The organism is Nonomuraea sp. NPDC049655, from assembly GCF_044465465.1.
GTDB lineage: Bacteria > Actinomycetota > Actinomycetes > Streptosporangiales > Streptosporangiaceae > Nonomuraea.
This window is the reverse complement of the sequence record NZ_JBITLS010000002.1, coordinates 145586-170178: the sequence shown is the minus strand read 5'-3', so window position 1 is coordinate 170178 and position 24593 is coordinate 145586. Positions and strand designations below refer to the sequence as shown.

27 protein-coding genes are annotated in these 24593 nt (G+C 73.4%); 10 read left to right on the top strand and 17 right to left on the bottom strand.

Annotated elements, in window-relative coordinates; genetic code table 11:
* Nucleotides 1-118 precede the first annotated feature (118 nt).
* The 3 genes from ACIBQ6_RS06105 to ACIBQ6_RS06095 form a co-directional block, all read right to left on the bottom strand.
* Complete coding sequence (locus ACIBQ6_RS06105; RefSeq protein ID WP_397210466.1) at nt 119-868, bottom strand: GNAT family N-acetyltransferase; 750 nt, start codon at nt 866-868, stop codon at nt 119-121.
* A gap of 222 nt (nt 869-1090) precedes the next feature.
* Entirely contained in the window at nt 1091-1504 is a 414-nt protein-coding gene (locus ACIBQ6_RS06100) for an SRPBCC family protein (RefSeq protein WP_397210465.1), read from the bottom strand.
* 45 nt (nt 1505-1549) lie between these two features.
* Nucleotides 1550-2734 (bottom strand): hypothetical protein, encoded by a 1185-nt coding sequence (locus ACIBQ6_RS06095; protein ID WP_397210464.1) that lies wholly within the window; start codon nt 2732-2734, stop codon nt 1550-1552.
* Nucleotides 2735-2889: 155 nt separating this feature from the next.
* Between ACIBQ6_RS06095 and ACIBQ6_RS06090 the strand changes: the two genes are divergently transcribed.
* Nucleotides 2890-3879 (top strand): threonine/serine dehydratase, encoded by a 990-nt coding sequence (locus ACIBQ6_RS06090; RefSeq protein WP_397210463.1) that lies wholly within the window; start codon nt 2890-2892, stop codon nt 3877-3879.
* A gap of 11 nt (nt 3880-3890) precedes the next feature.
* Here ACIBQ6_RS06090 and ACIBQ6_RS06085 read toward each other — a convergent pair whose 3' ends face one another.
* Nucleotides 3891-4787, bottom strand: a complete 897-nt coding sequence (locus tag ACIBQ6_RS06085; protein ID WP_397210462.1) for a LysR family transcriptional regulator — start codon at nt 4785-4787, stop codon at nt 3891-3893.
* A gap of 105 nt (nt 4788-4892) precedes the next feature.
* Between ACIBQ6_RS06085 and ACIBQ6_RS06080 the strand changes: the two genes are divergently transcribed.
* The 3 genes from ACIBQ6_RS06080 (at nt 4893) to ACIBQ6_RS06070 (ending at nt 8284) form a co-directional block, all read left to right on the top strand.
* Nucleotides 4893-5321: a hypothetical protein gene (locus ACIBQ6_RS06080; RefSeq protein ID WP_397210461.1), complete on the top strand. Its 429-nt coding sequence runs from the start codon at nt 4893-4895 to the stop codon at nt 5319-5321.
* Nucleotides 5314-6924 carry a multicopper oxidase family protein gene (locus ACIBQ6_RS06075; protein ID WP_358294996.1) on the top strand — a complete coding sequence of 537 codons (1611 nt, stop codon included), beginning with the start codon at nt 5314-5316 and terminating at the stop codon, nt 6922-6924. Before ACIBQ6_RS06080 ends, ACIBQ6_RS06075 begins: the two co-directional genes overlap by 8 nt.
* Nucleotides 6925-7024: 100 nt before the next feature.
* The gene (locus ACIBQ6_RS06070; protein WP_397210460.1) at nt 7025-8284 is read left to right on the top strand and encodes an NAD(P)/FAD-dependent oxidoreductase; all 1260 of its coding nucleotides are present in this window, start codon (nt 7025-7027) and stop codon (nt 8282-8284) included.
* Nucleotides 8285-8300: 16 nt separating this feature from the next.
* Here the strand turns inward: ACIBQ6_RS06070 and ACIBQ6_RS06065 are convergent, their stop codons facing one another.
* The gene (locus tag ACIBQ6_RS06065; protein WP_397210459.1) at nt 8301-10589 is read right to left on the bottom strand and encodes a polysaccharide lyase 8 family protein; all 2289 of its coding nucleotides are present in this window, start codon (nt 10587-10589) and stop codon (nt 8301-8303) included.
* Nucleotides 10590-10779: 190 nt separating this feature from the next.
* Here ACIBQ6_RS06065 and ACIBQ6_RS06060 point away from each other — a divergent pair, with 190 nt between their 5' ends.
* Complete coding sequence (locus ACIBQ6_RS06060; protein ID WP_397210458.1) at nt 10780-11010, top strand: DUF6289 family protein; 231 nt, start codon at nt 10780-10782, stop codon at nt 11008-11010.
* Nucleotides 11011-11038: 28 nt separating this feature from the next.
* Here ACIBQ6_RS06060 and ACIBQ6_RS06055 read toward each other — a convergent pair whose 3' ends face one another.
* A complete protein-coding gene (locus ACIBQ6_RS06055) occupies nt 11039-12043 on the bottom strand; it encodes an NAD(P)-dependent alcohol dehydrogenase (RefSeq protein WP_397210457.1) in 1005 nt (334 codons plus the stop codon).
* 8 nt (nt 12044-12051) lie between these two features.
* On the bottom strand, nt 12052-12435 hold the full coding sequence (locus tag ACIBQ6_RS06050; protein WP_358294991.1) for a nuclear transport factor 2 family protein: 384 nt from the start codon (nt 12433-12435) through the stop codon (nt 12052-12054).
* A gap of 91 nt (nt 12436-12526) precedes the next feature.
* Between ACIBQ6_RS06050 and ACIBQ6_RS06045 the strand changes: the two genes are divergently transcribed.
* Complete coding sequence (locus ACIBQ6_RS06045; RefSeq protein ID WP_397210456.1) at nt 12527-13090, top strand: TetR/AcrR family transcriptional regulator; 564 nt, start codon at nt 12527-12529, stop codon at nt 13088-13090.
* Between the two features lie 32 nt (nt 13091-13122).
* Here the strand turns inward: ACIBQ6_RS06045 and ACIBQ6_RS06040 are convergent, their stop codons facing one another.
* From ACIBQ6_RS06040 to ACIBQ6_RS06015, 6 genes are all read right to left on the bottom strand, one after another.
* A complete protein-coding gene (locus ACIBQ6_RS06040) occupies nt 13123-13995 on the bottom strand; it encodes a MaoC family dehydratase N-terminal domain-containing protein (RefSeq protein ID WP_397210455.1) in 873 nt (290 codons plus the stop codon).
* A gap of 96 nt (nt 13996-14091) precedes the next feature.
* Entirely contained in the window at nt 14092-14298 is a 207-nt protein-coding gene (locus ACIBQ6_RS06035) for a hypothetical protein (protein WP_358294988.1), read from the bottom strand.
* 81 nt (nt 14299-14379) lie between these two features.
* A complete protein-coding gene (locus ACIBQ6_RS06030; protein ID WP_397210454.1) occupies nt 14380-16380 on the bottom strand; it encodes a sensor histidine kinase in 2001 nt (666 codons plus the stop codon).
* A 96-nt stretch (nt 16381-16476) separates the two neighbouring features.
* Complete coding sequence (locus ACIBQ6_RS06025; RefSeq protein ID WP_397210453.1) at nt 16477-16842, bottom strand: antibiotic biosynthesis monooxygenase family protein; 366 nt, start codon at nt 16840-16842, stop codon at nt 16477-16479.
* Between the two features lie 79 nt (nt 16843-16921).
* Nucleotides 16922-17824 (bottom strand): TIGR03620 family F420-dependent LLM class oxidoreductase, encoded by a 903-nt coding sequence (locus ACIBQ6_RS06020; protein ID WP_397210452.1) that lies wholly within the window; start codon nt 17822-17824, stop codon nt 16922-16924.
* A gap of 135 nt (nt 17825-17959) precedes the next feature.
* On the bottom strand, nt 17960-18274 hold the full coding sequence (locus tag ACIBQ6_RS06015) for an ArsR/SmtB family transcription factor (protein ID WP_397210451.1): 315 nt from the start codon (nt 18272-18274) through the stop codon (nt 17960-17962).
* 216 nt (nt 18275-18490) lie between these two features.
* Here ACIBQ6_RS06015 and ACIBQ6_RS06010 point away from each other — a divergent pair, with 216 nt between their 5' ends.
* Together ACIBQ6_RS06010 and ACIBQ6_RS06005 are read left to right on the top strand one after the other, a co-directional pair.
* Complete coding sequence (locus ACIBQ6_RS06010) at nt 18491-19714, top strand: cytochrome P450 (protein ID WP_358294978.1); 1224 nt, start codon at nt 18491-18493, stop codon at nt 19712-19714.
* Nucleotides 19715-19785: 71 nt separating this feature from the next.
* Entirely contained in the window at nt 19786-20451 is a 666-nt protein-coding gene (locus ACIBQ6_RS06005) for a helix-turn-helix domain-containing protein (RefSeq protein ID WP_358294976.1), read from the top strand.
* Here ACIBQ6_RS06005 and ACIBQ6_RS06000 read toward each other — a convergent pair.
* Both ACIBQ6_RS06000 and ACIBQ6_RS05995 read right to left on the bottom strand, forming a co-directional pair.
* Nucleotides 20371-20955 carry a phospholipase gene (locus tag ACIBQ6_RS06000; RefSeq protein WP_397210450.1) on the bottom strand — a complete coding sequence of 195 codons (585 nt, stop codon included), beginning with the start codon at nt 20953-20955 and terminating at the stop codon, nt 20371-20373. The two genes, ACIBQ6_RS06005 and ACIBQ6_RS06000, sit on opposite strands and share 81 nt — an antisense overlap.
* Before the next feature lie 161 nt (nt 20956-21116).
* Nucleotides 21117-21641, bottom strand: a complete 525-nt coding sequence (locus tag ACIBQ6_RS05995; protein ID WP_397210449.1) for a hypothetical protein — start codon at nt 21639-21641, stop codon at nt 21117-21119.
* A 350-nt stretch (nt 21642-21991) separates the two neighbouring features.
* Between ACIBQ6_RS05995 and ACIBQ6_RS05990 the strand changes: the two genes are divergently transcribed.
* Nucleotides 21992-22297, top strand: a complete 306-nt coding sequence (locus tag ACIBQ6_RS05990) for a hypothetical protein (protein WP_397210448.1) — start codon at nt 21992-21994, stop codon at nt 22295-22297.
* Nucleotides 22294-22788 carry a hypothetical protein gene (locus ACIBQ6_RS05985; RefSeq protein ID WP_397161846.1) on the top strand — a complete coding sequence of 165 codons (495 nt, stop codon included), beginning with the start codon at nt 22294-22296 and terminating at the stop codon, nt 22786-22788. Before ACIBQ6_RS05990 ends, ACIBQ6_RS05985 begins: the two co-directional genes overlap by 4 nt.
* A gap of 24 nt (nt 22789-22812) precedes the next feature.
* Here the strand turns inward: ACIBQ6_RS05985 and ACIBQ6_RS05980 are convergent, their stop codons facing one another.
* Together ACIBQ6_RS05980 and ACIBQ6_RS05975 are read right to left on the bottom strand one after the other, a co-directional pair.
* Nucleotides 22813-23259 carry a hypothetical protein gene (locus ACIBQ6_RS05980; protein ID WP_358294966.1) on the bottom strand — a complete coding sequence of 149 codons (447 nt, stop codon included), beginning with the start codon at nt 23257-23259 and terminating at the stop codon, nt 22813-22815.
* A 54-nt stretch (nt 23260-23313) separates the two neighbouring features.
* Complete coding sequence (locus ACIBQ6_RS05975) at nt 23314-24576, bottom strand: alpha/beta hydrolase (protein WP_397210447.1); 1263 nt, start codon at nt 24574-24576, stop codon at nt 23314-23316.
* Nucleotides 24577-24593 lie beyond the last annotated feature (17 nt).

The following is a 24593-nucleotide window of genomic DNA, read 5'->3' as shown; positions in this document are numbered from 1 at the left end:
TCACCGAGCGTCCAGGGCAACGCGTTTTCCACCAGGACCGCATCGCCCACCCGGGGCCGCCCCGAGAGCCCCTGGCCGTCCGGACCGTCCCGAGCCGTTACGGTCTCTCCCGGGGGTGTCAGGGGGTGCGGAAGCCTCGGAAGGTCACGGTTCGGCGGGTTCGGAAGCCGAGTCGCTCGTAGAGGGCGATCGCGCCGGTGTTGGCCTCGGCCACGTGCAGGAACGGGCGCTCGCCGCGGGCCACGATCCGCGAGACGAGCGCGCCGACCAGGCGGCCCGCGTGGCCTCGGCCGCGCGCCTCGGGTGCGGTGCACACGGCGCTGATCTCGGTCCAGCCCGGCGGCCGCAGCCGCTCGCCCGCCATCGCGACCAGCTTCCCGCCGTCGAAGACGCCGAGGTAGGCGCCCATTTCGCGGGTACGCGCCCAGAACGGCCCCGGTCGCGTCCTGGCGACGAGGTCGAGCATGTGCGGGACGTCGTCCGCGCCCAGCTCGGTGACGTCGCCGGGCGCGGCGGGGACGCGGTCGCCGCCGTCCCAGATCAGCTGGCGGCCGTCGAGGGCGAACACCGGCTCCCAGCCGGGTGGCGGGGTCGCCGGGGAGCTGAACAGGTCGGCGAGCTCGCCCGGCCCGAGCAGCCGGGCCAGGTCGGCCCACGCCCGCTCGTCCGGCTCGGCAGGGACCGAGGAGAAGGTCGCCACCTCCGCCTGGTACGTGACCGCCGCGCCCAGCCGCCGGGCGAGGTGCGCGTGACGGCCGCGCAGTGACGCGCCTACCGGGTCGTCGAGCGGGGTGGCGTCGCGGTCCGCCATCGTGGTGTGCGCCTCTCGGGTGGTACGGGGGAGCCGGCTGGAGGGACGGGGGGTCATCCGGCGCCGGTCATCCTAATGACCTGGCCACGGTGCCCCTGTGGCCGGGCCTTGTGCCGACTCCCATGCCCCGCCTCTGTGCCGGGCCCCCTTGTGCTGGGCCCCTTGTGCTGGGCCCCGTGCCGGGCGCGGCACGGGGTTCTGAGGCAGCTCCCGTGCCGGGCCTTTGTGGCGGCGCAGCGGCGGGTCGCGGTGGGGCGGCGGCGGTCGGTGGCGCGGGGGTTAGTGGCGGGACGTGGTTTCGATCGTCTGTTTCATCTCCGCCGCGCCGTACTGCATCCGCAGGCCGACCTCGGCGGCTCGCGCGTCGGGCAGCACGTCGGTGATCCAGATCAGCCGGCCGGCCCCCTCGCCCTCCGGACGGACCTCGAAGGAGGCGTGATGGTGGGCCAGCGGCGGCCTCGCGCCCTCCACGACCGCGTAGGCCAGACGGCGGGCGTCGTCGTCGATCGCCACGATCAGCTCGCGGATCACGTGCCCGTCGGGGAACGTCAGGAACCGCTGGTCGCCGTCCAGCCTGGTGTTCTCGACGCGGCCCGGGAGCAGCCGTTCGTGCACGGCTCCGACGTCACGCAGGACGTCCCAGATGTGGTCGGGGGAGGCGTCGATGACGACTTCGTGCCGGATGGAGGCCATGGGGATCCTTTGTTTACGTACTTCATTATGAAGTACTTCGCTATATTAGCGAACGTCCCAGTCCTCCTTTCGTGGCGGGTAGGCGAAGGTCTGGTGGTGGGCCCAGTCGCCGCGCACGACGCGGTAGTCGTGCGCCGCCTCGCTGGCGGGGTGGTCGGGGCCCACGTCGACCCGGTCGGCGACCGACCAGACGCCGTTGATCCGGTGCTCCACGGTGTAGAGGAACTCGTTGAACCCCGTCTCGGACACGCACGTGTTGACGACGGTGAGCGCCCGCCGGCCCGCCGTCAGCCTCGGCGGAAGATCGACGATCTGGTTCCGCCACTTGTGGACGGCGTCCTCCAGCAGCGGCCGCCACCTCGCCGCGGGCACGCCGTCCACGGTGATGGTCGCGTCCTGCAGGCCGACGCCGGCGTCGAGCCGGCGGATCAGCCGTACGCCGGTGTTGGCCGGGCTGACGCTCACGGTGAACCGGCTCGACCCGCCGCGGGGGAACGCGCGGCCGTCGTCGGTGACGATCTGGCCGGGGTCCACGGCCTGCCCGGACGCGCCTTCGGGCCGCGGCTCTGGCCGTCCCGACAGCCGCAGGGCGACGACGACGGCCAGGACCAGCGCGGCGGCCACCGGCACGGCGATCCCGGCGAACAGGACGGCCCGCCGCAGCCCGCCACCGCCCACGTCCGACACCGCCCCGCCCGGCAGCACCGGCCCCGCCGAGCCGACCGCGGCCGACAGCATGCCACCGGACGCCTGCGAGCTGCCAGCCGTCTGCGGGCTGCCGGCTGTCTGCGAGCTGCCAGCCGTCTGCGGGCTGTCGGCTGTCTGCGGGCCGTCGGACGTCCGCGGGCTGCCGAACGTATGCGGGCCGTCGGACGCCGGCGAGCCGCGGTCGTCCCAGGACCCGGCGGGCAGCCGGCTGATCCGCACCCGGTCCCAGGCCCGCTCCCACGCGGGCAACTGGTGCTCGGGCACGCGGCACCCCCGCAGGAACGCCACCATGACCGCCTTCTTGGGAAAGCGCCGACCGGCCAGCATGTCCGCGCACGTGCTGCGCGGCAACCGGGCGCCGCCCGACCTGTCGGCCCGCGCCTGCAACTCCCGCAGCGACACGTCGGCCCGGGCGAACTGCTCGGCCAGCAGCCTCACCAGGTCCTCGTGACAGGTCACCGACTCCGGCCCGGCGGCCTCCGCGGCGCCCGGCGGCGGCCCGCCGCCGTGGACCTCGCTCATCGCTCCCCACCCCGCCCTCTCTTGACCGGGCCGTAAGGCCCCGCAGACCAGCGACAGAAAGTGTACGGACGGTCGCGCCGCGTGTCCGGGTTCTCGCAGCCCAGCCGTTGCCACGCTCCTGTGCCGTGCGGGAGCCGTTGCTACGCTCGTGTGTCGTGCGGGAGACGCGGCTCGACACTGCTCGGATCCGGGCGGCACGCCCGATGATCGACCCCATGTTCCTCGACACGCCGCTGTTCCCCTGCCCGGCGCTGGAGCCCCACCTCGGGTGCGCGGTGAGCGTCAAGCTGGAGACGGCGAACCCGGTGCGCAGCTTCAAGGCCCGCGGCACGGAGCTGGTCGCGAGCCTGCTCGCCGATGGCGGCGCGCGGGCCGTGGTGTGCGCCAGCGCGGGCAACCTCGGCCAGGCTCTCGCCTGGTCCGGCCGCCGGCGGGGCCTCGACGTCACCGTCGTGGCCCCCCGCTCCGCGCCCGCCGCCAAGCTCGACCGCATCCGCGCCCTGGACGCCGGGCTGGAGCTCGTGGACGGCGACTTCGACCTGGCCCGGGAGCGGGCGGCGGCCATGGCCCGGCACCACGGCATCCGGCTGGTCGAGGACAGCCTCGACATCGAGACCTGCGAGGGCGCCGCGACCATCGGCCTGGAACTGGCCGGAGCCCTGCCGCGGCACGACGCCGTGCCGCCGTACGACGCCGTGTTGATCGCCCTCGGCGGCGGGGCGCTGGCCACCGGCGTGGGGCACGTGCTGAAGGAGCTCGCGCCCGGCGTCGAGGTGATCTGCGTCCAGCCGCTGGGCGCGCCCGCGATGACCCTCTCGTGGCGACGGCGGCGCGTCGTCCCCACCGGCCCGACCCGCACCATCGCCGACGGCGTCGCGGGCCGGCGTCCGATCCCGGCCGTCCTGGACGACCTCCTCGTGGTCGCCGACGACGCCGTCCTGGTGCGGGAGGAGTCGATCGTGGCCGGCATGCGGCTGCTCCTCGACCACGCCGGCCTGGTGGTGGAGCCGTCGGCCGCGCTGGGCGTCGCGGCGATCCTCGAAGACCGCGACCGCTTCGCCGGCCGGCACGTGGTCACCATCGTCTGCGGCGCCAACGTCGACATGGACGCCTACCGCCGCTGGATCGGGGCACCCCCGCCGTAGACCACGACCGCTCAGCGTTTCTCCTGGGGTTCGCCGGCCAGCCAGTCCCAGCTGGTGATGGTGGTGCGCATCAGGCGGGCGGCGGTGGACAGGTGGCTGTCGGCGCCCCAGAACAGGGTGAGCGTGCGGCGGCAGTCGGGGTCGTCGACGTCCACCCAGGCCAGCGGGGCGCGGGTGGTGGAGCGGCGGGCGAGGGACGGGACGAGCCCGATGCCGAGCCCCGTGCTGATCAGGTCGGCGATGGCGCTGGACTCGTCGCCCTCGCAGACGATCCGCGGCGTGCGGCCCCTGGCGGCGAAGAGCCGGTCGAGCAGCCGGCGCTGCCAGTGTCCCTTGCGGGCGGTGACGAAGGGCTGGTCGGCGAGGTCGTCGATGGTCACCGACGTACGGCCGGCCAGCGGGTGGTCGAGCGCGGTGGCCAGCCCGACCGGCTCGTCCAGCAGCTCGGCCGCCTCCAGCCCGTCGGCGTGGATCGGCTGGGAGGCGACGCACAGGTCGAACTCCTGGGCGCGCAGGCGGCGGGTCATGTCGTCGGCGGGGGCCCAGTGGAGCTCGATCTCGGCGGCGGGATGGGCGCGCTTGTAGGCCGCGAGCGGCCCGGTGAGGGTCAGGAAGGTCTCCGAGGCCAGGCGTACGGTGCCGAACCCCTCGGCGGCCTCGGCGACGGCTCGCCGTCCGGCGTCGAGCTCGCCGAGCGCCCTTTCGACGAAGCCGCGGAACAGCGTGCCCGCGCCGTTCAGGCGGAGCCGGCCGCCGCGGTCGAACAGCGGCGTGCCCAGCTCGCTCTCCAGGCGGGCGATCGTCCGGCTCAGGGACGGCTGCGCGACGCGCAGCTCCTCTGCGGCGGCGCTGAGGTGTTCCAGCCGGGCCACCACCAGGAACTGGCGGAGGGCGTTCAGATCCATCATGCCTCCCAACGCATAACACCATAGCAATATAGATCTTGGACAAGATAACTCAGGAGCCATAGCGTCGGAGGCGTTCCACCAGGACGGACATGAGGAGGACCCCCGATGCTCAGCGTGGTCGACGGACCGCGAGCCGATGCCACGCGCCGCACGGCACCCGTGGGCTGGACGTTGCGGGCGACGGTCAGCGCCCACATGGCGGCGATCGCCGGGCAGCCGGTGTTCGCCGGCGTCTACCTGACCGGCGACTACGACAGCCTGCGCTGGCACTCCCTCGGCGCCGACGTGGTCACCTCCATCGGCTACCTGCAGCTGATCGTGACGATCGTGGTGTGGGCGCGCCTGCGCCGCAGCGGGCCGTTCCTGGCCACGGCGGCGGTGGTGGCGGCCGAGACGGCGCAGTACTTCGCCGGGCTCGACGGCGCTTTGTGGCTGCACATCCCGCTGGGGGTGGCGACCGTCGCCGCGCTCACGGTGCAGTTCATCGACGTCTGGCGCCGCCCCTTCCCGCGTCGGGCGGCCCGCGATGCCTGAGCTCGACCGGCCGGCGCGCGGCGTGACCAGGCGGCAGGCGCTCGGCATTGGCGGCGCGCTCGGGCTGATGGCGGCCACCGGGCTGGGCGCCTCGGCCGCGATGGCCCGGCGGCCCTCGATCACCGGCGCCGAGCTGCGCAGCGACCTGCCGCTGCCGCCGCCGTTCCAGGTGCCGTTGCCGATCCCCGCCGTGCTGGCGCCGTCCGGCACCGCGGGCGGCGCCGACCGTTACGAGATCGTCCAGCGCGAGACGACCCTGGAGATCCTGCCCGGCGTGCGCACCCGGGCCTGGACGTACGGGGGCACCTTCCCCGGGCCGACCATCGAGGCCCGCCGGGGCCGGCCGATCACCGTGACGCACCGCAACGACCTGCCCGTGCCGACCGTCGTCCACCTGCACGGCGGGCGCACCCCGGCCGCCTCCGACGGCTACCCGACCGACCTCGTGCTGCCCGAGGGCTGGACGGAGCCCACCATGCACATGGCGCACGGCTCCGGCATGGGGAACATGCGCGACCCCCGGGCCGTGCTGAGCAGGCGGACCAGGGACTACACCTTCCCGCTGGACCAGCGGCCGACGCTGCTGTGGTACCACGACCACCGGATGGACTTCACCGCCCCCGCGATCTGGCGCGGCCTGGCCGGGCTGCAGATCGTCCGCGACGACGCCGAGCAGGCGCTCGGCCTGCCCGCGGGGCCGCGCGAGCTGCCGCTCATGATCGCCGACCGGGCGTTCACCGCCGAGGGCGAGCTCGCCTACCCCGCCCTCGACCCCACCCTGCGGGAGCGGCCTGGCGTGCTCGAACCGTACCTGGCCGGGGTGCTCGGGGACGTGATCCTGGTCAACGGCGCCCCCTGGCCCGTCCACGAGGTGGACGCGGCCCGCTACCGGCTGCGCCTGCTGAACGCCTCCAACGCTCGCCACTACGAGCTCGAAGCCGTGCTCGACGACGGGCGGCGGCTCGACCTCGTGCAGATCGGCGCCGACCAGGGGCTGCTCGCGGCCCCCGTCACCCACCAGGTCCTGCCGATCGCGCCGGCCGAGCGCTACGACGTGGTCGTGGACTTCGCCCGCGTCCCGGTCGGCGGGCGGGTCCGGATCGTCAACCGGCTCGGCTCGGGCCGCACCCGGGACGTGATGGCCTTCCGGGTCGCGCGCGCCGCGGCCGACGACAGCCGGGTCCCGCGGGTGTTGTCCACCGACCTGCCGGAGTGGCGGCGGGCGGACGCCGTCCGGGTGCGCGAGCTGTCCTTCCGCGCCGGCCGGATGCACGACGGCCGCGGCTGGCTGATCGGCGGGCTGCCGTTCGACCCCGCCCGGTCCGACGTCACCGTGGGCCTCGGCGACGTCGAGGTGTGGCGGATGGTCGCCGACGTCCACCACCCCGTCCACCTGCACCTGGTCGGCTTCCGGGTGCTCGCGCGCAGCGGCCGGCCGCCGTTGCCCCATGACGCTGGGCTGAAGGACACCGTCTCCCTGCGTCCGGGCGAGTCGGTGGAGATCATCACCCGGTTCGACGGCTACCGCGGCCGCTACCTCTTCCACTGCCACAACGCCGAGCACGAGGACATGGCCATGATGGCCAACCTCCAGGTCGTCTGACACCCCCGCGCCGGCCTCCAGGTCGTCTGACATCCCCGCGCCGGCCTCCAGGTCGTCTGCCCTCCGCGCCACCCCGGTCCCGTTCACAAGGAGTGTCTCCATGCCCGCCGATCCCGGCATCGTCATCATCGGCGCGAGTCTCGCCGGCGCCCAGGCCGCGCGGGCCCTGCGGCTCGACCACGGCTACGACGGGCCGCTCACGCTCGTCGGCGCCGAGCACCACCTGCCCTACCAGCGTCCCGCGCTGTCCAAGGGCTACCTGCTGGGCACCACCGAGGCCGCCGAGCTCGACGTCCTGGACCCGCGGTTCTACGCCGCCCAGGACGTCGCCCTCGCCCTCGGCGCCCCCGCCACCCTGCTCGACCTCGACGGCCGGCGGGTGAAGCTGGGGCGCAACGTGGAGTTGCCGTTCGGGCAGGTGCTGATCGCCACCGGCGCCCGCCCGCGCCGCCTCCGGGTGCCGGGCGCCGACCTCGACGGCGTCCACTACCTGCGCGACCGCGAGGACAGCGAACGCCTCGGCGCGGCCCTGCGCGCGGCCTCCGCCGTCGTCGTGGTCGGAGCCGGCTGGCTCGGCTGCGAGGTCGCCGCCGCCGCCCGCGCGCTCGGCGTGCGCACGACCGTCGTCGACCCGCTGCCCACGCCGCTCTACCACGTGCTGGGCGACCGGATCGGCGGCGCCGTCGCCCGCCGGCACCTCGACCACGGCGTCGAGCTGCTCACCGGCGACGGCGTCGAGGCCGTGCTCGGGACGCGCTCGGTCGAGGCGGTGCGCACGGTCGCCGGGCGGCGCGTCCCGGCCGACCTCGTCGTGGTCGCCGTGGGCGCCGTCCCCCGCACCGAGCTGGCCGAGGCGGCGGGGCTGCGCGTCGACGGCGGCATCGTCACCGACGGCTGCCTGCGCACCTCGCACCCGGCCGCGCTGGCCGCCGGCGACGTCGCCCGCCACCGGCACCCGCGCTACCTGAAACCGGTCCGGATCGAGCATTGGGACAACGCCGTCGTCCACGGGACCGCCGCCGCGGCCACACTGGTGGGCGAGCCGGTCACCATCGACCACGTCCCGTACTTCTTCTCCACGCAGTACGGGTCCACCCTCGAATACGTCGGCCTGCCCACCACCTCCGACCGCGTCGTCACCAGGGGCGAGCCGGGGGAGCCCGGGTTCACCGCCTTCTGGCTCGACCGCGGCGTGCCGGTGGCCGCCCTGACCATGGACGGCCAGACGGACGGCCAGGACGCCGCCGGCCACCTCCGGGCCCTGGTCGCCGCCGGGCACACCGCCGATCCGCGCCGGCTGGCCGACCCCGGCGTCCCGATGACGGAGCTCCTGCCGCACGCCCCCACCGGCGTCTCCTGAACGGCGACGCCCCTGCTCAGACGCGCAGGACCGCCGCGCGGGTGTGCCCGCGGCTGCCGCCGACCTCGACCTTGACCGCCCGCTTGGACCGGCGCACCCCCCGGTCGCCCTCCTTGACCGACCTGACCGGCCACGGCAGCTTGATCCGCACCTCGTCGGCGGTCCTGGACGGGTCCGCGACGGCCAGCCGGACCCGGTGACGGTCGTGGCGGAGCAGCACGGCGCACGGCCCGTCGGCGGCCAGCGGCCCGTGCGGGGTCTCGACGGTCCCCGCGCGCCAGAACACGGCGGCGATCAGGTCGTCCCGGCTGACGGCCTGCACCGTGCGGGAGTTGGCCAGGATCTGGACCCGGTCGCGGTAGGCCGCGGTCTGCTCGGCGGTGGCGTCGGGCAGCACGGCGTAGGCGTAGCGGGCCCGGCGCGGATCGACGCCGTGGTCCACCAGGATCGTCGTGTAGTGCCGGGTGACGGGGGTCCGGTCGCCGCCGGTGGTGGCGCCGGTGTCGATGTCGCGCCAGCGCCCGGTGCGCCGCTCGCGGATCACCTTGGCCTCGGCGCCGTCGAGCAGCGCGTACCCGGCCACGCCGGACAGGTGGATCCAGCCGTCGCCGCGGGTCAGCGGGGGATGGGCGCCGTGGGTGTTGCGGTTCTCCACGACGGTCTCGACGCGGCGGCCGTCGGAGGCGGTGATGCCGGCGCCGAGGGCGATCACGCCGTCGTCGAGCAGGAACCACGCCTTCCTGGCCCGCAGCGAGGAGCCGTCGGCGATCAGCCTCATCGCCGCCACGCCGTACTCGCCGTCGAGCGCCGCGCCGCCCGCCCACGGGGTGGGCGGCAGGCGGCGCGCGCCGTGCGGGAGGTCGGCGCGCCCGCGGGTGTCGACCGTGGTGCCCGGCAGCCGGTACGGGTCGATCGTCGGCCACAGGTCGTCGTTCCAGTGGGTCAGGTCGGCGGTGTAGAGGTACGTCATGCCGTCGCCGGTGTACCAGCCGTGCAGGTTCTCCTGGTTCATGCCCTCGGCCGCGCCGATGCGCTCCGAGCTCATCGCGATCGCGTACGCCCAGGTGGGACGCCGGTGCACGACCCGGTCCATGTCGGCGAAGACGTACGTGCCGGTCGTGCGGGGGCCGACCGGCACGGACGCGTCCGCCAGCAGCGCCTCCGCCCGCGCGACGCTCGCCAGCGGGGCGACCGCGGCGTACGGGACGGCCTGGTTGCGCGTGAGCCAGCCCTTCAACATCGGCCGCCAGCGCCGGGCGTGGCGCTCGGGCGCCGTCTCCAGCAGCGTCAGGATGGCCTCGACCGCCTTCTGCCCGGAGTGGTGGTCGCGGTGGCCCTGCACCGAGATCTGCCGGCCGCGCACGCAGTCCATCATCAGCCCGTCGAAGATGAACGGCGTGAACGAGCGGTCGACGATGTCGTAGACGTTCCCGACGTCGCGGATCTCCCACGGCGACCTGGCCAGCATGGCGATCAGCTTGGCCACGCTCTCCAGGTAGTCCACGCCGTAGCTGCCGTTGTAGGGGAACACGCCGTGCTGGATGAAGGAGCCGTCGCGGTAGAAGCCGTCGCCCGGCCCGCCGGTGCGGCGCAGCAGGTCGGAGACGGCCTTCCTGGCCCGTTTGAGCAGGCGGGCGTCGTGGGTGAGCAGCCCGCGCATCGCCACCGCCATGGCCTTGCTCGCCCGGTTGGCGCCGGTCTCGACCACGCCGGGGTGGCTGACGCGGCGCTCGGGGTCGGGGCACCAGTGGCGCAGCGGGCGCAGCCAGCGGCGCAGGTCGTCCTTGGGCAGGCCGTCGTAGAGCAGGGCGCAGGTGTCGGTCAGCGCGCGCGGGACGCCGATCTCCCACCAGTACCAGTTGCTGCCGCGGCGGTCGAGGCCCTCGCGGTAGGCGTGCTCGTACAGGAAGTCCAGAGCCCTGGCCGCGGTCTCGGCGACCCGCTGGTCCCGGTGCATGTCGGTGCCCGGCGTGGCCCAGCCGAGCGCCAGCGTGCGCATGCGGTTGTAGGCGCGGTTGAAGTTGCCCGTACGGGGGTCGTCGAGCGGCAGGTCGGGCCACAGGCTCGGCCGGCCGGGAGCGGGGTCCATCTTGCGCAGCACCGCGTTGGCCGAACCCTCGACGGCCTGCGTCTTGTCCAGGTACGCCGGGTCGTACGTGGCGCCGGCCAGCAGGCTCACCCATCGCTCCCGGGCCGCGTCGAACGCGGCGGCGCCGGTCGCCTCGGCCGGCTTCTCCCACAGGGCGATACCGGCCACGGCCGCGGCCCCCAGCAGGGCGGACCGGCGGCTGAGGGGGTGGGTCATGGAAGCCTTTCGACAATCGGCCATCTACCAGATGAAAAGATCCTATGTCGGTGACAGGGGCGATCATTTCGCCTTCGCGACGGGTACCCGGCATCTGGTGCATTGAACTGTGATGAACCGTATTGAACTGTTCGCTCCGGCGATCGATCATCAGGGGCAGTAGCGCTTCCTCGCGTCAGAGAGGATCTCCATGATTCGTCGCGCATCGCTCGCCGTCATGCTCGCCCTCGGCACGCTCACCGTCGTCGGCTCCCCCGCCCAGGCCCGCGCCTGCCAGATCGACTACCACTGCGAGACGTACTACTACAGCGACTCCACCCGGACCACGGTGGTCGGCGTCAAGTACGAGAACTGCGTGGGCGACGTGACGTGGGTGGGCACCCGCGGCTCGTACCCGGAGTTCCACGAGACCCCCTGCTAGGGCGAAGTCGCGCGCGGCTCCAGCAGGCTCACACCGTGATCACGACCTTGCCGAACGGGCTGCCCGACGCGTAGTGGCGGTAGGCGTCGGGCGCCTGGTCGAAGGGGAAGACGCGGTCGATGACCGGGCGCAGCCGGTGGGCCTCGATGAGCCGGTTCATGGCCAGGAACTGCGCGCGGCTGCCGACGGCGATGCCCCGCAGCGTGGCTCCGGCACTGAAGACCGCCCGCGCGTCGAGGGGCGGCGGGTCGCCGAGGACGAACCCGACACTGGCCACCTGGCCCCCGATCGCGGTGGCCGCCAGCGACCGCCCGAGGTCGCCGGCGACGTCGATGACGTGTTCCGCGCCCTCGCCCCCGGTCAGCTCGCGCACCCTGACCGGCCAGTCGGGGGTGGCCCGGTAGTCGACGACCTCGTCGGCGCCCAGCGCGTACAGGCGTTCGGCCTTGGCCGGGCTGCTGGTCGTGGCGATCACCCGGGCGCCCAGCGCCTTGGCGAACTGCAGCGCGAACAGCGACACCCCGCCGGTGCCCTGGGTGACGACGGTCCGGCCGGGCACCGGGCCGGTGCCGTCGCCGGTCAGGGCGTTCCAGGCGGTGACCGCGGCGCAGGGCAGCGTCGCGGCCTCCTCGTAGGACAGGTGGGCCGGGATCGGCACGAGCGCGTGCTCGTCGAGCAGCGCGTACTCGGTGAGCATGCCGTCCAGCGAGCCGCCGAGCTGCGGCAGGTGCCGCAGCGCGAACGGGCCGTCCTGCCAGCTCGGGAACAGGGTGGCGGTGACCCGGTCGCCGACGCCGACCGACTCGACGCCGGGGCCGGTCGCGACGACCTCGCCGGCGCCGTCGGAGACCGGCACCACGTCCGGTTTGACCGGGAGCACGTAGGCGCCGCGCAGGATCATCAGCTCGCGGAAGCTGAGGGAGGTGGCCCGTACCGCGACCACCACCTGCCCGGGGCCGGGAGTGGGGACGGGGTGTTCCTTGATCGACAGGCCCTCGATGCCGGCTCCGCTGTCGACGTGGTAGCTGCGCATGACGTTCATCAGGCGGTCGCCAGGGGAACTTCGCCGGCGGTCTTGCTGAAGCCGAGCGCCTCGACGATCTGCCCGTCGCGGACGCGCATGAGGTTGACGCCGCTGACCCAGTCGGAGGGGCCGGTGCCGTAGCGGTAGTGCCAGTGGATGGTGGCGCGGTCACCGGCGACGATGACCTCCTGCGGCTCGAACGCGCTGGTCAGGTCGTCCACGAGCGCGCCCCACCAGTCCAGGCACGCCTGGCGGCCGGTGACGCGTTCGCCGGTGGGGGCCGGCTGCACGGACTCCATCACGCAGTCCTCGGCGACCAGGTCGTCGAGCAGGTGGCGGTCACGCTCGACGAAGGCCCGGTTGAAGCGCTCCATGACGTCGGCGGTGGATGGGAAGGACACGGTTCCTCCAGAAGAAAGCGGGTAGATCGATCGGTCTATCTATGTATATCGACCGGTTGATCTACTCGTCAACCCGTGGCAACCTGAATCCATGACTGTTCGTACGGGGCCGGGCCCCCGGGAGCGCCTGCTGACGGCCGCCGACCAGCTGATCTACAGCCAGGGGGTCAATGTCGGCGTCGACGCGCTGCTCAAGGCGGCCAACGTGGCCCGGCGCTCGCTGTACGAGCACTTCGGCGGCAAGGACGGCCTGATCGTCGAGGTGCTCAGGTCAGCCGCCGACTCCGACGCCGCCGACTACCGCCGCACCATGGACGCCGCCGGCCACGACCCGCGCGAGCGCCTGCTGGCCGTCTTCGACCGCATCGGCGAGATCGTCGCCACGCCCGGCTTCCACGGTTGCCGCTACCTGGCCGCCGACCTCGGCCTGACCGACCCCGCCCATCCCGCGCACGAGATCACCCGCGACTACCGCCGGCAGGTGCACGAGCTGCTGGCGCGCGAGCTGACCGCGCTCGGCCACCCGCGCCCCGGCCACGCCGCCGACCAGCTCCTCATCCTCATCGACGGCACCCTCGCCGTCGGCGCGACCCGCCCCGGCACGAACCCGGCCGCCGCCGCCCGCGAGCTGGCCGAACACGTCATCACCCCCTGACGGGCGGTCGCGGCGCAGCCCCCGAGCGGCGCCTACCGGGCCGTCACGGTCAGGGTGGTGTGCGGGCCGGTCGTCGCGGCCGCCGGGCCGGTCAGGTCGAGCGCGAAGCCGTCCGCCGTCCTGCGGCCGAGCAGCCGGGCCCGCTGTCCGCAGAACAGCGGGCGGTTGTTGCGATGCGCGATGCGCGTCACCCGCTCGGGACGCCCCTCCAGCCGCAGCGTCTCGGCCAGGGCGAGGGTCATCAGCGGCCCGTGCACCACCAGGCCGGGATAGCCCTCCACGCGGGTGGCGTACGGCCAGTCGTAGTGGATGCGGTGGGCGTTGGCGGTGGCCGCCGAGAAACGCATGAGCAGGGTCGGATCGGTGTCGAAGTGCCACTCCCAGGCGCCCGCCCTGCGGAACGGGGAACCGGCGGCCCGCGCCGCCACGGCCTCCTCGGCCGCCGCCGCCGCCGGGCCGGCGGGCGCCACGGCCTCCCGGTAGATCAGGTCCTGCCGCTCCTCCAGCCCGGGGCTGCCGTCCTGGCCGGTCAGCCGGGTGCGCACGACCACCACGACCAGCCGTCCCGACCGCCCGGACTTCTCGGTGACCGACTCCACCGCGCTCTGCCTGCGTACGGTCTCGCCGACCCGCAGCGGCCCGTGGAAGACGACCTCGCCCCCGGCGAACATCCGCCGCGGCAGGCCGACGGGCGGCAGGAACGAGCCGCGTACGGGATGCCCGTCGCCCCCCAGCACGGACGAGACGGGCCAGCGCGCCAGCGCCGCCCAATGCCACAGCGGCGGCAGCTCCGAGCCCGGTCCCGGCGCCGGCACACCGTCGTCGAACAGGGCCGCGAGCGCGGCGACCGGCGTCGGGTCGACCAGTTCGTCACTGACGACAGTGGACGGCTCCCACCCCTGCACGTTGCTCCCGCCCTCCGCCGTGACCGCCGCGAACCACGGTACGCCCCGGCCGGGCCCGCAGGGCGGTGCGCGGTCGCCCCGGGGGGAGGGCGAGCGTCAGCGGGCGGAGATGATGCCGCCGGGCAGCAGGGCGCCGAGGGTGGACGTGTCGTTGACCATGTTGAACACGTCCAGCACCGGCTGGAGCAGCGCGCCGACGGGCCCGCCGGCGGCCAGCGAGTCGGCCGCGGCCGGAGTGGTGAGCGCGACGGTCAGCAGCGCGCCACCGGCCACGGCGCAGGTGAGACGGCCCTTGAGCTTCATGGACACCTCCATGGGAGTTACCGAGAGTGATCGTCCAGCACTCTACGTGACAGGAGGGTGTCCGGCCGGTAAGGCGCACGGTCAGGGCTGGACGGGGAGCATGACCTCCACCGTGGTGCCCGTCCCCGGCGCGCCGCCGACCAGGCAGATGCCGCCCAGTTCGGCCGTGCGCTCGCGCATCGAGGTCAGGCCGACGCCGGAACGGTGCTCGGGCGGCAGGCCGCGGCCGTCGTCGGCGACCAGCAGGCGCAGCGCGCCGGGCTCGCGGCGCAGCTCGACCCGGACGCGGGTGGCCCGCGCGTGCCGCCGCACGTTCGTCAGCGCCTCCTGCGCGATCCGGTAGACGGCCACCTCGACGGCGGCGGGCAGGCCGGTCAGGTCGCCCTCGGCGATCACCTCCGCGGCCGGGCCGTCCGGCGCGGCCAGCGCCCGCACGGCGGCGGCCAGGCCCAGGTCGTCCAGGGCGGGCGGGCGCAGGCCGTAGACGAGCTGCCGCAGGTCGCCGGTGACGGCGTCCATGCCGGTACGCAGCTCGCGCAGCAGCCCGTCGGCCGCCTCCGGCGAGCTCTTGAGGCTGAGACGGGCCATGTTGACGGTCATCGCCAGCCCGCTGAGCGTCTGGCCGAGGCCGTCGTGCAGGTCCCGGCGCAGCCGGCGGCGCTCCTCCTCGCGGGCGGCCAGCAGGCGTTCGCGAGAACGTTGCAGGTCGGCGGCCAGGCGGACCGCGTGGGCCACGTCGGCCGCGTACGGGACCAGCGTGTCCAGCACCCGCTCGTCGTGCGCGGCGGGGAAGCGCCGCGCGGCGGGCGGGCCGACCAGCAGCCGGCCCACCCATTCGCCGTGCCAGATCAGGGGCACCTCGCGCGGTGAGTCGCCGAGCTGCCCGCGGTCCGTGCTGGCCACGCTGACCGGGTTGCCCGGCTCGCCGCTGGTCACCTCGACGGCGACGCCGCGTACCGCCAGGCCCTCGCGCAGCACGCCGATCACCGCCGCCAGCGCCTGCGCCGGATCGCCCCGGCGCACCTCCTGCGCCAGCCGCTCGGCCAGCATGCGCGGATCGCCCACCGGCCCGTAGAGCAGGCGGTCGACCGCGCGTTGCAGCGCCCGCCGCAACGGCTGGAAGAACGCGCCCGTGAGCAGCGCGGAGGCGAGCCCGGCGACCTGGTGGTACCCCGACACCAGCAGGCTCGACAGCGTGGCCACCCCGAAGTAGACCCCGCCGACCACGGCCAGCAGCCCGGCGGCGACGAACGTCCGGCTGACGACGGTGTCGATGCCGTAGAGCCGGTAGCGGGTCACCGAGATCACCATCGACACGGGGATGACCGCCGCCCACCCGATCGACAACCAGTACAGCTCCGGCACGACGACGCCGGCGAGCATGAAGACGATGTACCCGCCGAAGGAGAACAGCGGCCAGCCGATCTGCCGCCGCACGACCGGGTCGGCCCGCCGGAAGCGCAGCAACATCGACCACGCCGCCAGCGGCAGCGTCGAGAGGATCCCGGTCCAGGCCACCACCGTGACCACCGGCCAGATCGGCGCCAGCTCCGGGACCTGTAACGGGTTGGGGATGACCGCGGGCAGCGGATAACCCTCGGCCGGTGGGTCGGGACGCAGGAACATGTGGGCCAGCTCCACCGCGGTCGACACCGCGCCGAGCAGCACCACCAGACGCCAGCGCCGCGAGGGCAGCCTGCCGTCGGGGGAGTACAGCGGCAGCAACATCTCCAGCAGCAGCCCGGACACCGCCCAGCCGACCTGCGCGGGGAACCTCAGCAACCCCGCCAGCGGGAGATCCCCGCCCGCCGCGGCGGCCAGCATCGCCGACTGGCAGAACGTGTTGACCGCGCCGCCGAGACCGCCCGCGCACATCAGCCACGCCAGCCTGAGCCGCGGCCGGTGCACGATGAGGAACGCGCTGAAGGCCGGGAAGGTGACGCCCGCCGCGGCCAGCGGGCTGAAGATCTCCGGCAGCCGCCACTCCGGCGGCAGCGCCGCGTACATCAGGACCGCCGCGAGCACCAGCACCGGCGAGACCACGGCCAGGACGACGGCGACCACCCGGGCTGCCCACGCCATCCGTCCCCGCCTTCCGGCTGCCGTTCCCGCCCGACCCTAGCGTGCCCGCGGAACGGTCCGCCATGAGCGGGCCGGCCGGCCGGATCGACCGGCGGGTCAGCGCAGCGACCGCAGCAGGGCGCCGCGGTCGAGGGCGTCCACGGGCCACGTGCGGGAGCGCAGGGTGCCCCGGTCGCGATAGGCGCGCATGATGGCGACGTGGTCGGGCAACCGGACGAACCCCCGCAGGTCCTCCTCACTCCGCCACACCGACAGCGAGCCGACCCGGCGGCCGGTGAGGTCCGCCCAGAGCCACATGCCCACCGCGCCGGGCAGGCCGGGCCAGTGGCGGCTCAGGGACCGGCCGTGCCGGGCGATGCCGGGCAGGTCGAGCAGCCGCCGCATGCGGAAGTCCGTCAGGGCGGCGACCAGCGGCCCCGGCCGGTCGCTCTCGGGGCCGGGGATCCAGCGTGAGGTCAGCATGCGGCGCACCGGCCGGACTCGGAGGTCATGCCGTCAAACTATATTAACGACCGATCGTTTGTATATCTGAGGGGTGCGGTCAGTCACGGCCGGGGGAGAGGGCGGCGGCCAGCTCGCGCCAGTGGGGCATCGCCGTCCGGCCCGGCTCGATCCCGATCACCTGCACGGCGACGTGGTCGGCGCCGGCGTCCACGTGGGCGCGCAGCTTGCCGATGACGGTGTCCAGATCGCCCCAGAAGACGAAGTCGTCCACCAGGCGGTCGCTGCCGCCGCCGGTGATCTCGTCCTCCGCGTACCCGAGCCGCCGGAACTTCGCCACGTTGTACGGCGTGCTCAGGTAGGGGCGCAGGTGCTCGCGGGCGGCGGCGCGGGCCTTGGCGGGGTCGGTCTCGAACAGCACCGGATGCTCGACGGCCAGGAACGCGTCCGGGCCGAGGAGCTGCCGTGACTCGGCGGTGTGCGCGACGTTGACGTGGTAGGTCTGGGCGCCCGCCGCGCGGTCGCGGGCCAGTTCGAGCATCTTGGGCCCGTACGCGGCCAGCAGGCGGCGCACGCCTGACTTCGGAGCCGGGTTGACGGTCTCCAGCTCGTCCAGCTCGTCGAGGTAGGTCCGCATGGCGGTCAGCGGGGTCGTGCCGGGGCGGGGGGCGCCGCCGAAACCCAGGCCGAGGACGTGCCGGTCGGGGTAGGCGTCGGCCAGCAGCAGGGCGGCGCCGTACGTCCACCTGGCCTCGCGGGCCCAGATCTGGGCGATGCCGTTCACGATGTGCATCCGCCGCGTGCACGACAGCAGGAAGCCGGCGTGCGTGAGCGCCTCGCGCCCGAGCAGCTCGGGCATCCAGAACGCCCGCCACCCCTGCTCCTCCAGCTCCTGGATCGACTCGCGCATCTGCGCGGCCGGCACGTGCTCGAAGTCGAACGTGTAGATCCCGAACGTGCCGAGATCCAGGCCGTCGATGCTGCCCATGGGACGTCCCCTCATCGTGTGTCGATCCTCAGGTACATAGACATATCGCAAAATGTCGATACATGGAAACCGGCCGGCCTCTTTCGCGGGAGGGTGCCGCCTCTACGGCGTGCTGCTTCTACGGCGTGCTGCTTCTACGGCGTGCTGTCTCTACAGCGTGCGGCTGAGGGTGGCGACGAGCTGGGCGATGCGCCGCTCGTCGCGCTTGTAGTGCGTCCACTTGCCCACGCGCGTGGCGCGTACCAACCCCGCACGCTGCAGCTCGCTCAGGTAAGCCGACACCGTGGACTGCGCCAGCCCCACCCTGGCCTGGATGTGCGTCACGCACACCCCGACCTCCACCGGGTCGGCGATCGCCCCCTCCAGCGAGAAGTGGCGCTCCGGCTCCCGCAACCAGGTCAGCAGTTGCAGCCGGGTCGGGTTCGCCAGCGCCCGCAACGCGTCGGACAGCTCGGAATCGGTCATCAGTGGAGCTTCCGCCATGGATGCCAGCATAGTGAGCCATCGACGTATCGGGGTAATTCGATGCATGCCAGCTCGGCGCCCGCGCGGGTCCCCAAGGGGAGGCAAGGCCTCGGTAGATTTCTCGCACTCGAAGTAATCCATCCAGTCAAGACGATTGCCTCAAATAAGTCGATCGCCTTATATTCCGAAGTGTCGGGCTTTCAAGCTGGAGGACGCATGACCGCTGACGCGATCCCCGATTTCCCCTTCGACCGCCCCACGGCGCTGGAACCGCCGCCGCAACTCGCCGACCTGCGGGAGAAATGCCCCGTGGCCCACGTGCGCCTGCCCAGCGGCGACGTGGCGGCCCTGGTGACCAGGTACGACGACGCCCGCGCCGTCATGGCCGACCCCCGCTTCAGCCGCAACCTCGCCCGCGAGGGCGCCGCCCGGCTGTCCACCACCGAGGACGGCGGCCTGTTCAACCGCCGCAAGGACGGCGCCGGCGACATCGGCGAGGGCGAGGGCCACATGCGGTGGCGACGCCTGCTGAGCCGCTGGTTCACGGCCCGCAAGATGGAGGTCTGGCGCCCCCGCGTCCAGGCCATGGCCGAGGACCTCCTCGACTCCATGCTGGCCAAGGGCTCCCCGGGCAACCTGTCGTCCGGCCTGGCCCTGCCCCTGCCGGTACGGGTCATCTGCGCGCTGGTCGGCGCGCCGAGCTCGGACCAGGACAAGTTCGCGCACTGGTCGCGCACGATGCTGACCCTGACGCGCAACACGCAGGAAGAGGTCGACACGGCCTACCGGGAGTTCAACGCGTACGTGTCGGACCTGATCGACCGCAACCGCGCCGACCCCGGCGACGACCTGCTCAGCGAGCTGACCCAGATCACCGACGCCGAGGACGGCAGGCTCAGCCAGGACGAGCTCATCGCCACCGTGCGCGGGCTGCTGCTGGCCGGCCACGAGACCACGTCCAACATGATCGCCATCATGACGGCGATGCTGCTGTCCGACCGCCAGCGCTACGAGGCCGTGATCGACGACCCCGACCTGATCCCGGGCACCGTGGAGGAGGTCCTGCGGCTGGACAGCACGTTGTCGGCCATCGGCGGCGTGCCCCGCTTCATCACCGAGGACGTCGAGCTGAGCGAGATCACCGTGCCCGCCGGCAGCACGCTGATCCCCAACATCCCGGCGGCCAACCGCGACCCGGCCAAGTTCGCCGACCCCGACCGGTTCGACCCGCGCCGGGAGAACAGCGGCCAGCACCTCACCTTCGGCGCCGGCCGGCACTACTGCCTCGGCCAGCCGCTGGCCAGGGTGGAGCTGCAGGTCGTCCTGGGCCTGCTGGCGCGGCGGCTGCCCGGCCTGCGGCTCCGCGACGACCCCCGCGAGCTGCGGCTGCGCACGGGCGGCCTGTCCGGCGGCCTCCAGGACGTGTGGGTCACCTGGTGACCCGCTGACCTCAGCCGGCGGCATGGGATAGCGTTCGGGGACGGTGGTGGAAACAAGATCGAGGACAGGTCATGGACGTCAGTACGGCGGTCGCCGCGCCGTCTCCCCGCTCGATCCGGGCCAAGGACAGGATCATGCAGACCGCGGAGCGGCTCTACGCCGAGCACGGCTTCGCGCACGTGTCGATCAGGATGATCCGCGAGGCCGCGGGCCAGCGGAACAAGTCCGCCGTCCAATACCACTTCAGCACCCGTGACGAGCTGATCCACGCGATCCTGTCCCGTCACGCGGCCGCCGTCGACCGGCACCGCCTGCCGATGGTGGCCGCGCTGGAGACCTCGGGCGAGGTGTCGCTGCGCGACTGGATCACGTGCGCGATCGCGCCGAGCATCGAGCACCACATCGAGCTGGGCACCCCGTCCTGGTACGGGCGGTTCCTCGCCCAGGCCGTCGTGGAGCCGTCCCTGCGCGAGTACGCGGCGCGGGCGACGTTGAGCACGCCCTCGTTCCGCCGGCTGGAGCTGCTGCGCCCGCCGTCGATGCGCGACCGGGAGCACGAGCTGTCCGAGCGGCAGGCGGCGATGATCCGGCTGCTCGTCGTGCACATGAGCGCAGAGCTGGAGGCCGACCTGGCGGCCGGCCACGCCGCCGCCGGTTCAGTCGAAGAATCCTGGCGGGCTCTGGGCGAACATCTTGTCACCGCCGTCTGCGGACTCAGCGGCGCCCTGCTGTCTTAGAGCGTCCCTGTCCGGTACGCGCACGATCTCCCCGCCGGTGCCGCGAGGGGCGCCGTAGTGGCGGACCGCCTGGTAGTACAGCTTGGCCAGCGCGTTGCAGCTCGGCTGACGGAAGATCGAGTACTGGGTGCACACCTGCTTGAGGTCGAAGAAGAACGCCTTGTCGATGCGCTCCTTGTTCGCCGGGAAGTCGCCGACGGCCTGGTAGTTCCGGTAGCCGAAGTCGTGCCGCCGGCACGAAATCGAGAAGTCGAAGCCGAGCGGCTGGTCGGGGCTGCTCGTGCAGCCGTCGCTCGACCAGTCGAAGTCGAAGTCGGACCACGAACCCCGGTCGGCCCAGGCGTCCCGCCAGGCCGCGGCGCTGGACGTGGTGGGTTGCGTCAACTCCGAGAGCGCGGCGAGCTTCTCCTCCAGCGTCACCGCCTGGGCCGGCGGCGCGACCGCGAGAACGGCGACCAGCGAGAGAGCGAGCGGGACCGGCGCCCCGAGAGCCCGTCTGACCATGGGAACCTGCCTGTTTCGACCGGGACGGGAACATGTCATGGTCAGGTTCGCCCGCCGGCCCGCCGCGACCTGGGAATTCCGGGAAAACCCGTGGCAAAGGTCGGGTCCGGTTTCCGACGGGAGACGCCGCCGGCGGCCCGTCCGGCGTTCTGGCGCGGGCGTCAGCCCAGGCCGTCGGCCTGGTTCATCTCCTCGGCCCGGGCCAGCGCCTCGGCCAGGGGCGGGACGTCCCAGACCGTGCGTTCGGCGTCCGTGGTGACGGGGTCGACGCGGTAGAGGGACCAGCGGCCGCCGATGTCGACGTACTGGGTGCCGTACCGCTGGGGCAGGCCCATCTGCAGCAGCCACCGGTCGAGGGCCGAGGCCGCCAGCCCGCGGGCGGGCCGGCAACCGGCGTCGGCCGCCCGCCGCGCCAGCTCGAAGGCCAGGTGGTAGTGCTCGGCCAGCCCGCCGTGCTGCATCACCGCGGCCAGATGGTAGTAGTCGCCCGGCGAGCGCACCTCTCCGGCCGCGAACTTCTCCATGCAGCGCGCCCGCCGGGCCAGGCCGCGCTCGCCGCCGTCGCCGGGCACGCCGTCGCGCCGGTCGTCCTGGTCGCGGTCGAACAAGTCACGCAGCTCCGGATCGCCGGGCGTCTCGCGGTCGGGGTCGGCGAGCTTGGCGAGGATTTCCGGAAGGCTGAACATTTGGCTGCGCGGCGCGGCCGACCATCTGCGCGCCGCTCGCGCGCGGCCCTTTCCAGTACGGTTATCCGCCACGTCTGCCAGCGTGCCGGGACAACCCGGGGCGCGCAAGACGGCGCCACGCCGCAATATAGGGAAAATGTAGGGCCGTCGCCCGTTGACGCTTTATTGGGCCGGGGCGATGATGGCCGCGAAAGGGGCGCCCGCGCCTCCGCCGGAAATGAGGGAATGCGTGACCCTGCTTAAGGATGTGAATACTCGACACCCCGGGGCGCCCGCCGGCGTGCCCACCGAGCGCCGGTACACGGCCGTGAGCTGCGGGTTCTTGGCGGGTGGTGGCAGGGGCTGAGCAGATGAAGCCCGCGCCCGGCACCACGGCGCTCCTGCGCGCCGGCCGGCCCGAGTTCGCCGCCGATTTCCGGGCGCATGAATTCATGCCCTTCGGTCCGGAGGTCCGGTCCATTGACTCGGGGTGGTGCAGAATTCTAGAACGGTCATCGCCGGGAAGCGTTTCCGACGCGGCCGGTGATAACGCGCGGCGGATGCGGATCGCGATATTACGCATAAGCCCCGAGTGCAAATGGCCCGGCCGCGCCGAGTGGGCGTACGAGGAAGCGCGTGGCATTCTGGGCCCGCCGCTCATCGGCGGCGCGGCATGAGCGATCTCGTCGCCTCCGCCGCGGACGCCCTGCGCGCGCTCGACGAGGCGCTGCTCGGCCTGCTGAAGGCGCTCCCGCCCGAGGACCCCGGCGCGCGGGCGGAGCTCCGGGCCGAACTCGAACGGGCGGGCGTCACGGACGAGGTCGCCGGCCGCTGCCTGCGCGTCCTGCGGATGGTGTTGTCCGGCGAGCACGCGCGCCCGAGCGACTGGATCGGGGTGACGGCGGTGTTCCAGTGCGGTTTCTGCGGCTCGGCGCCCGACCCCGCCGATCTCGTCGTCGGCAAGTCGGTCTCGATCTGCCTGGGATGCGCGCTGCTGGCGACGGCCGGGGCGGTGCGGGGCGAGCGGGAGCCGGTGGAGCGGCCGTGCGCGTTCTGCGGCGCGCGGGCCGTGCCCGCCCACCTGGGCGCCGACGGCGACAGGACGGTCTGCCGCGCCTGCGGCGAGCTGGTGCTCTACATCATCGCCAGCAAGAAGCGCGCCGATTGACGCCCGGGGCCGGCGGGACGGGCGTCAGCCGCCCTGGGTGTAGATCGTCCGCCACCGCGAGCACCGGCCGACGGGCCGCGCGCCGTTGCCGCGGCACACCTGCGCCCGGATCTGCAGCGCGCCGCCGACGTTCTTGCGGAAGGAGCCGGTGCCCGGCAGGCAGTTGTAGACGCCGTGCGTGCGCCAGCGGCCGTTGCTCGCGCTCTGGTACCTGATCAGGAGCCACGAGCAGCCCTTGCCGCGGTCGTCGTCGAGGGTGCCGGTCACGGCCAGCCCCGACTGGCCGGCCACGACCTTGCCCCGGGCGGTCGCCAGGCCGTCGGCCGAGTGCAGGGCGCCCCACCTCCAGCTCGCGGGGTCGGCGGCGGTGTCGGCGGCGGTGTCGGCGGCGGCCGCCGTGCTCAGCGCGGTCAGCGTGAGGACGGCGGCGCCCAGGGCGGTCAGGACGCGGGTCGGAAGATGGTTCGTCACCGGTCCAGGACTACCGGCCGGTACTTGTGGCCGACTTGGAAGCGGGCTGAGGCGTCAGAGTGCGGGGCAGCGGGCGGGGGCGGTGCCGTAGGCGTACCGGAGGAAGTCGACCAGGTAGGCCGACCAGGCGTTCCAGTCGTGGCCGCCCCTGCTGTAGCAGTAGCGGTGGCCGACGCCGAGGCCGGTCAGCGTGGCGTCGAACTCGCTCGCGTACGCGCCGAGGATCGGCTCGCTGACGCTCGCGGCGTCGTCGCTCGCCCTGGTGTCGTAGCCGCACGCGGCGGGGGCGGGCTCGGCGCCGTCCGGGACGTCCGGGAGGCTCGCGCAGCCGCCGGCGTACAGGGCCAGCCGTCCGTCATAGGGGGCGTACCTGCCCTGGGTGACCAGGTCGGCGGGGTTGGCGGCGGGCCAGTCGTCGACCGTGCGGCCGTGGAAGACCGTGGTGGTGTGCGGGCCGAACAGGGTGTCCAGGCGGTAGCGGCGCTGCACCTCCTGGTCGAGGACGGGCAGCGGGCTGCCGCTGTCGTACTTGTTGACGCGGAACTCGCCCAGGTCGGTCAGCTCGATCGCCGCGCCCGACTGCCACATGGAGTCGGAGATCGTGCGCTGGGCGGGCCTGGCGCGCAGGTCGATGCCGGGCGAGAACGCGCCGATCACCGAGAAGACGCCGGGGTGCGCGGCCGCGTACCGCAGGGTGCCGTAGCCGCCCATGGACAGGCCCGCCAGACCGCGTCCTGACCGGTCGGCGACGGTGTTGAAGTTGCTGTCGATCCACGGGATGAGCTGGTCGATGTGGTACGTCTCCCACTTCGGTGCGAAATATCCGTCCGTACGGCCGGCCCAGTCCGCGTACCAGCCGGTCATCCCGCCGGTCGGCATCACCACGATGCCGTCGAAGGAGCCCGCGGTGCGGACGAGGGAGACGAGGTCGGCCTTGACGGTCCACGAGTCGTAGTTGTCGCCGCCGCCGTTGAGCAGGTAGAGCGCCCGGTAGGGGGTGGCCCGCGAGGGGTCGTAGTCCTTCGGCAGGTAGACGCGGACGGTGATCGGGCGCGTCAGCGGGTCGATGACCGGGGCGCCGCCGGACGCCTGGAAGATCGCCGTCGAGGTCATCGTGACGTCCCGCAGCTCCGAGCCGTCGCTCTGCGGGCGACGACGTACGTCGACGCAGGTGATGCCATGACCGTCGGGGCGGGGCAGCACGGCCGCGCACCCCGTCGTCCCAGTGGTCGTCCCGGTGGCCGCCTGCGCCGCTCCCGTGCCTGCGAACGTGCCTGCGACCATCAGTAATCCGGCAAGGGCGGACGTGAACCGCATCTCTCTCCTTCGGTTCG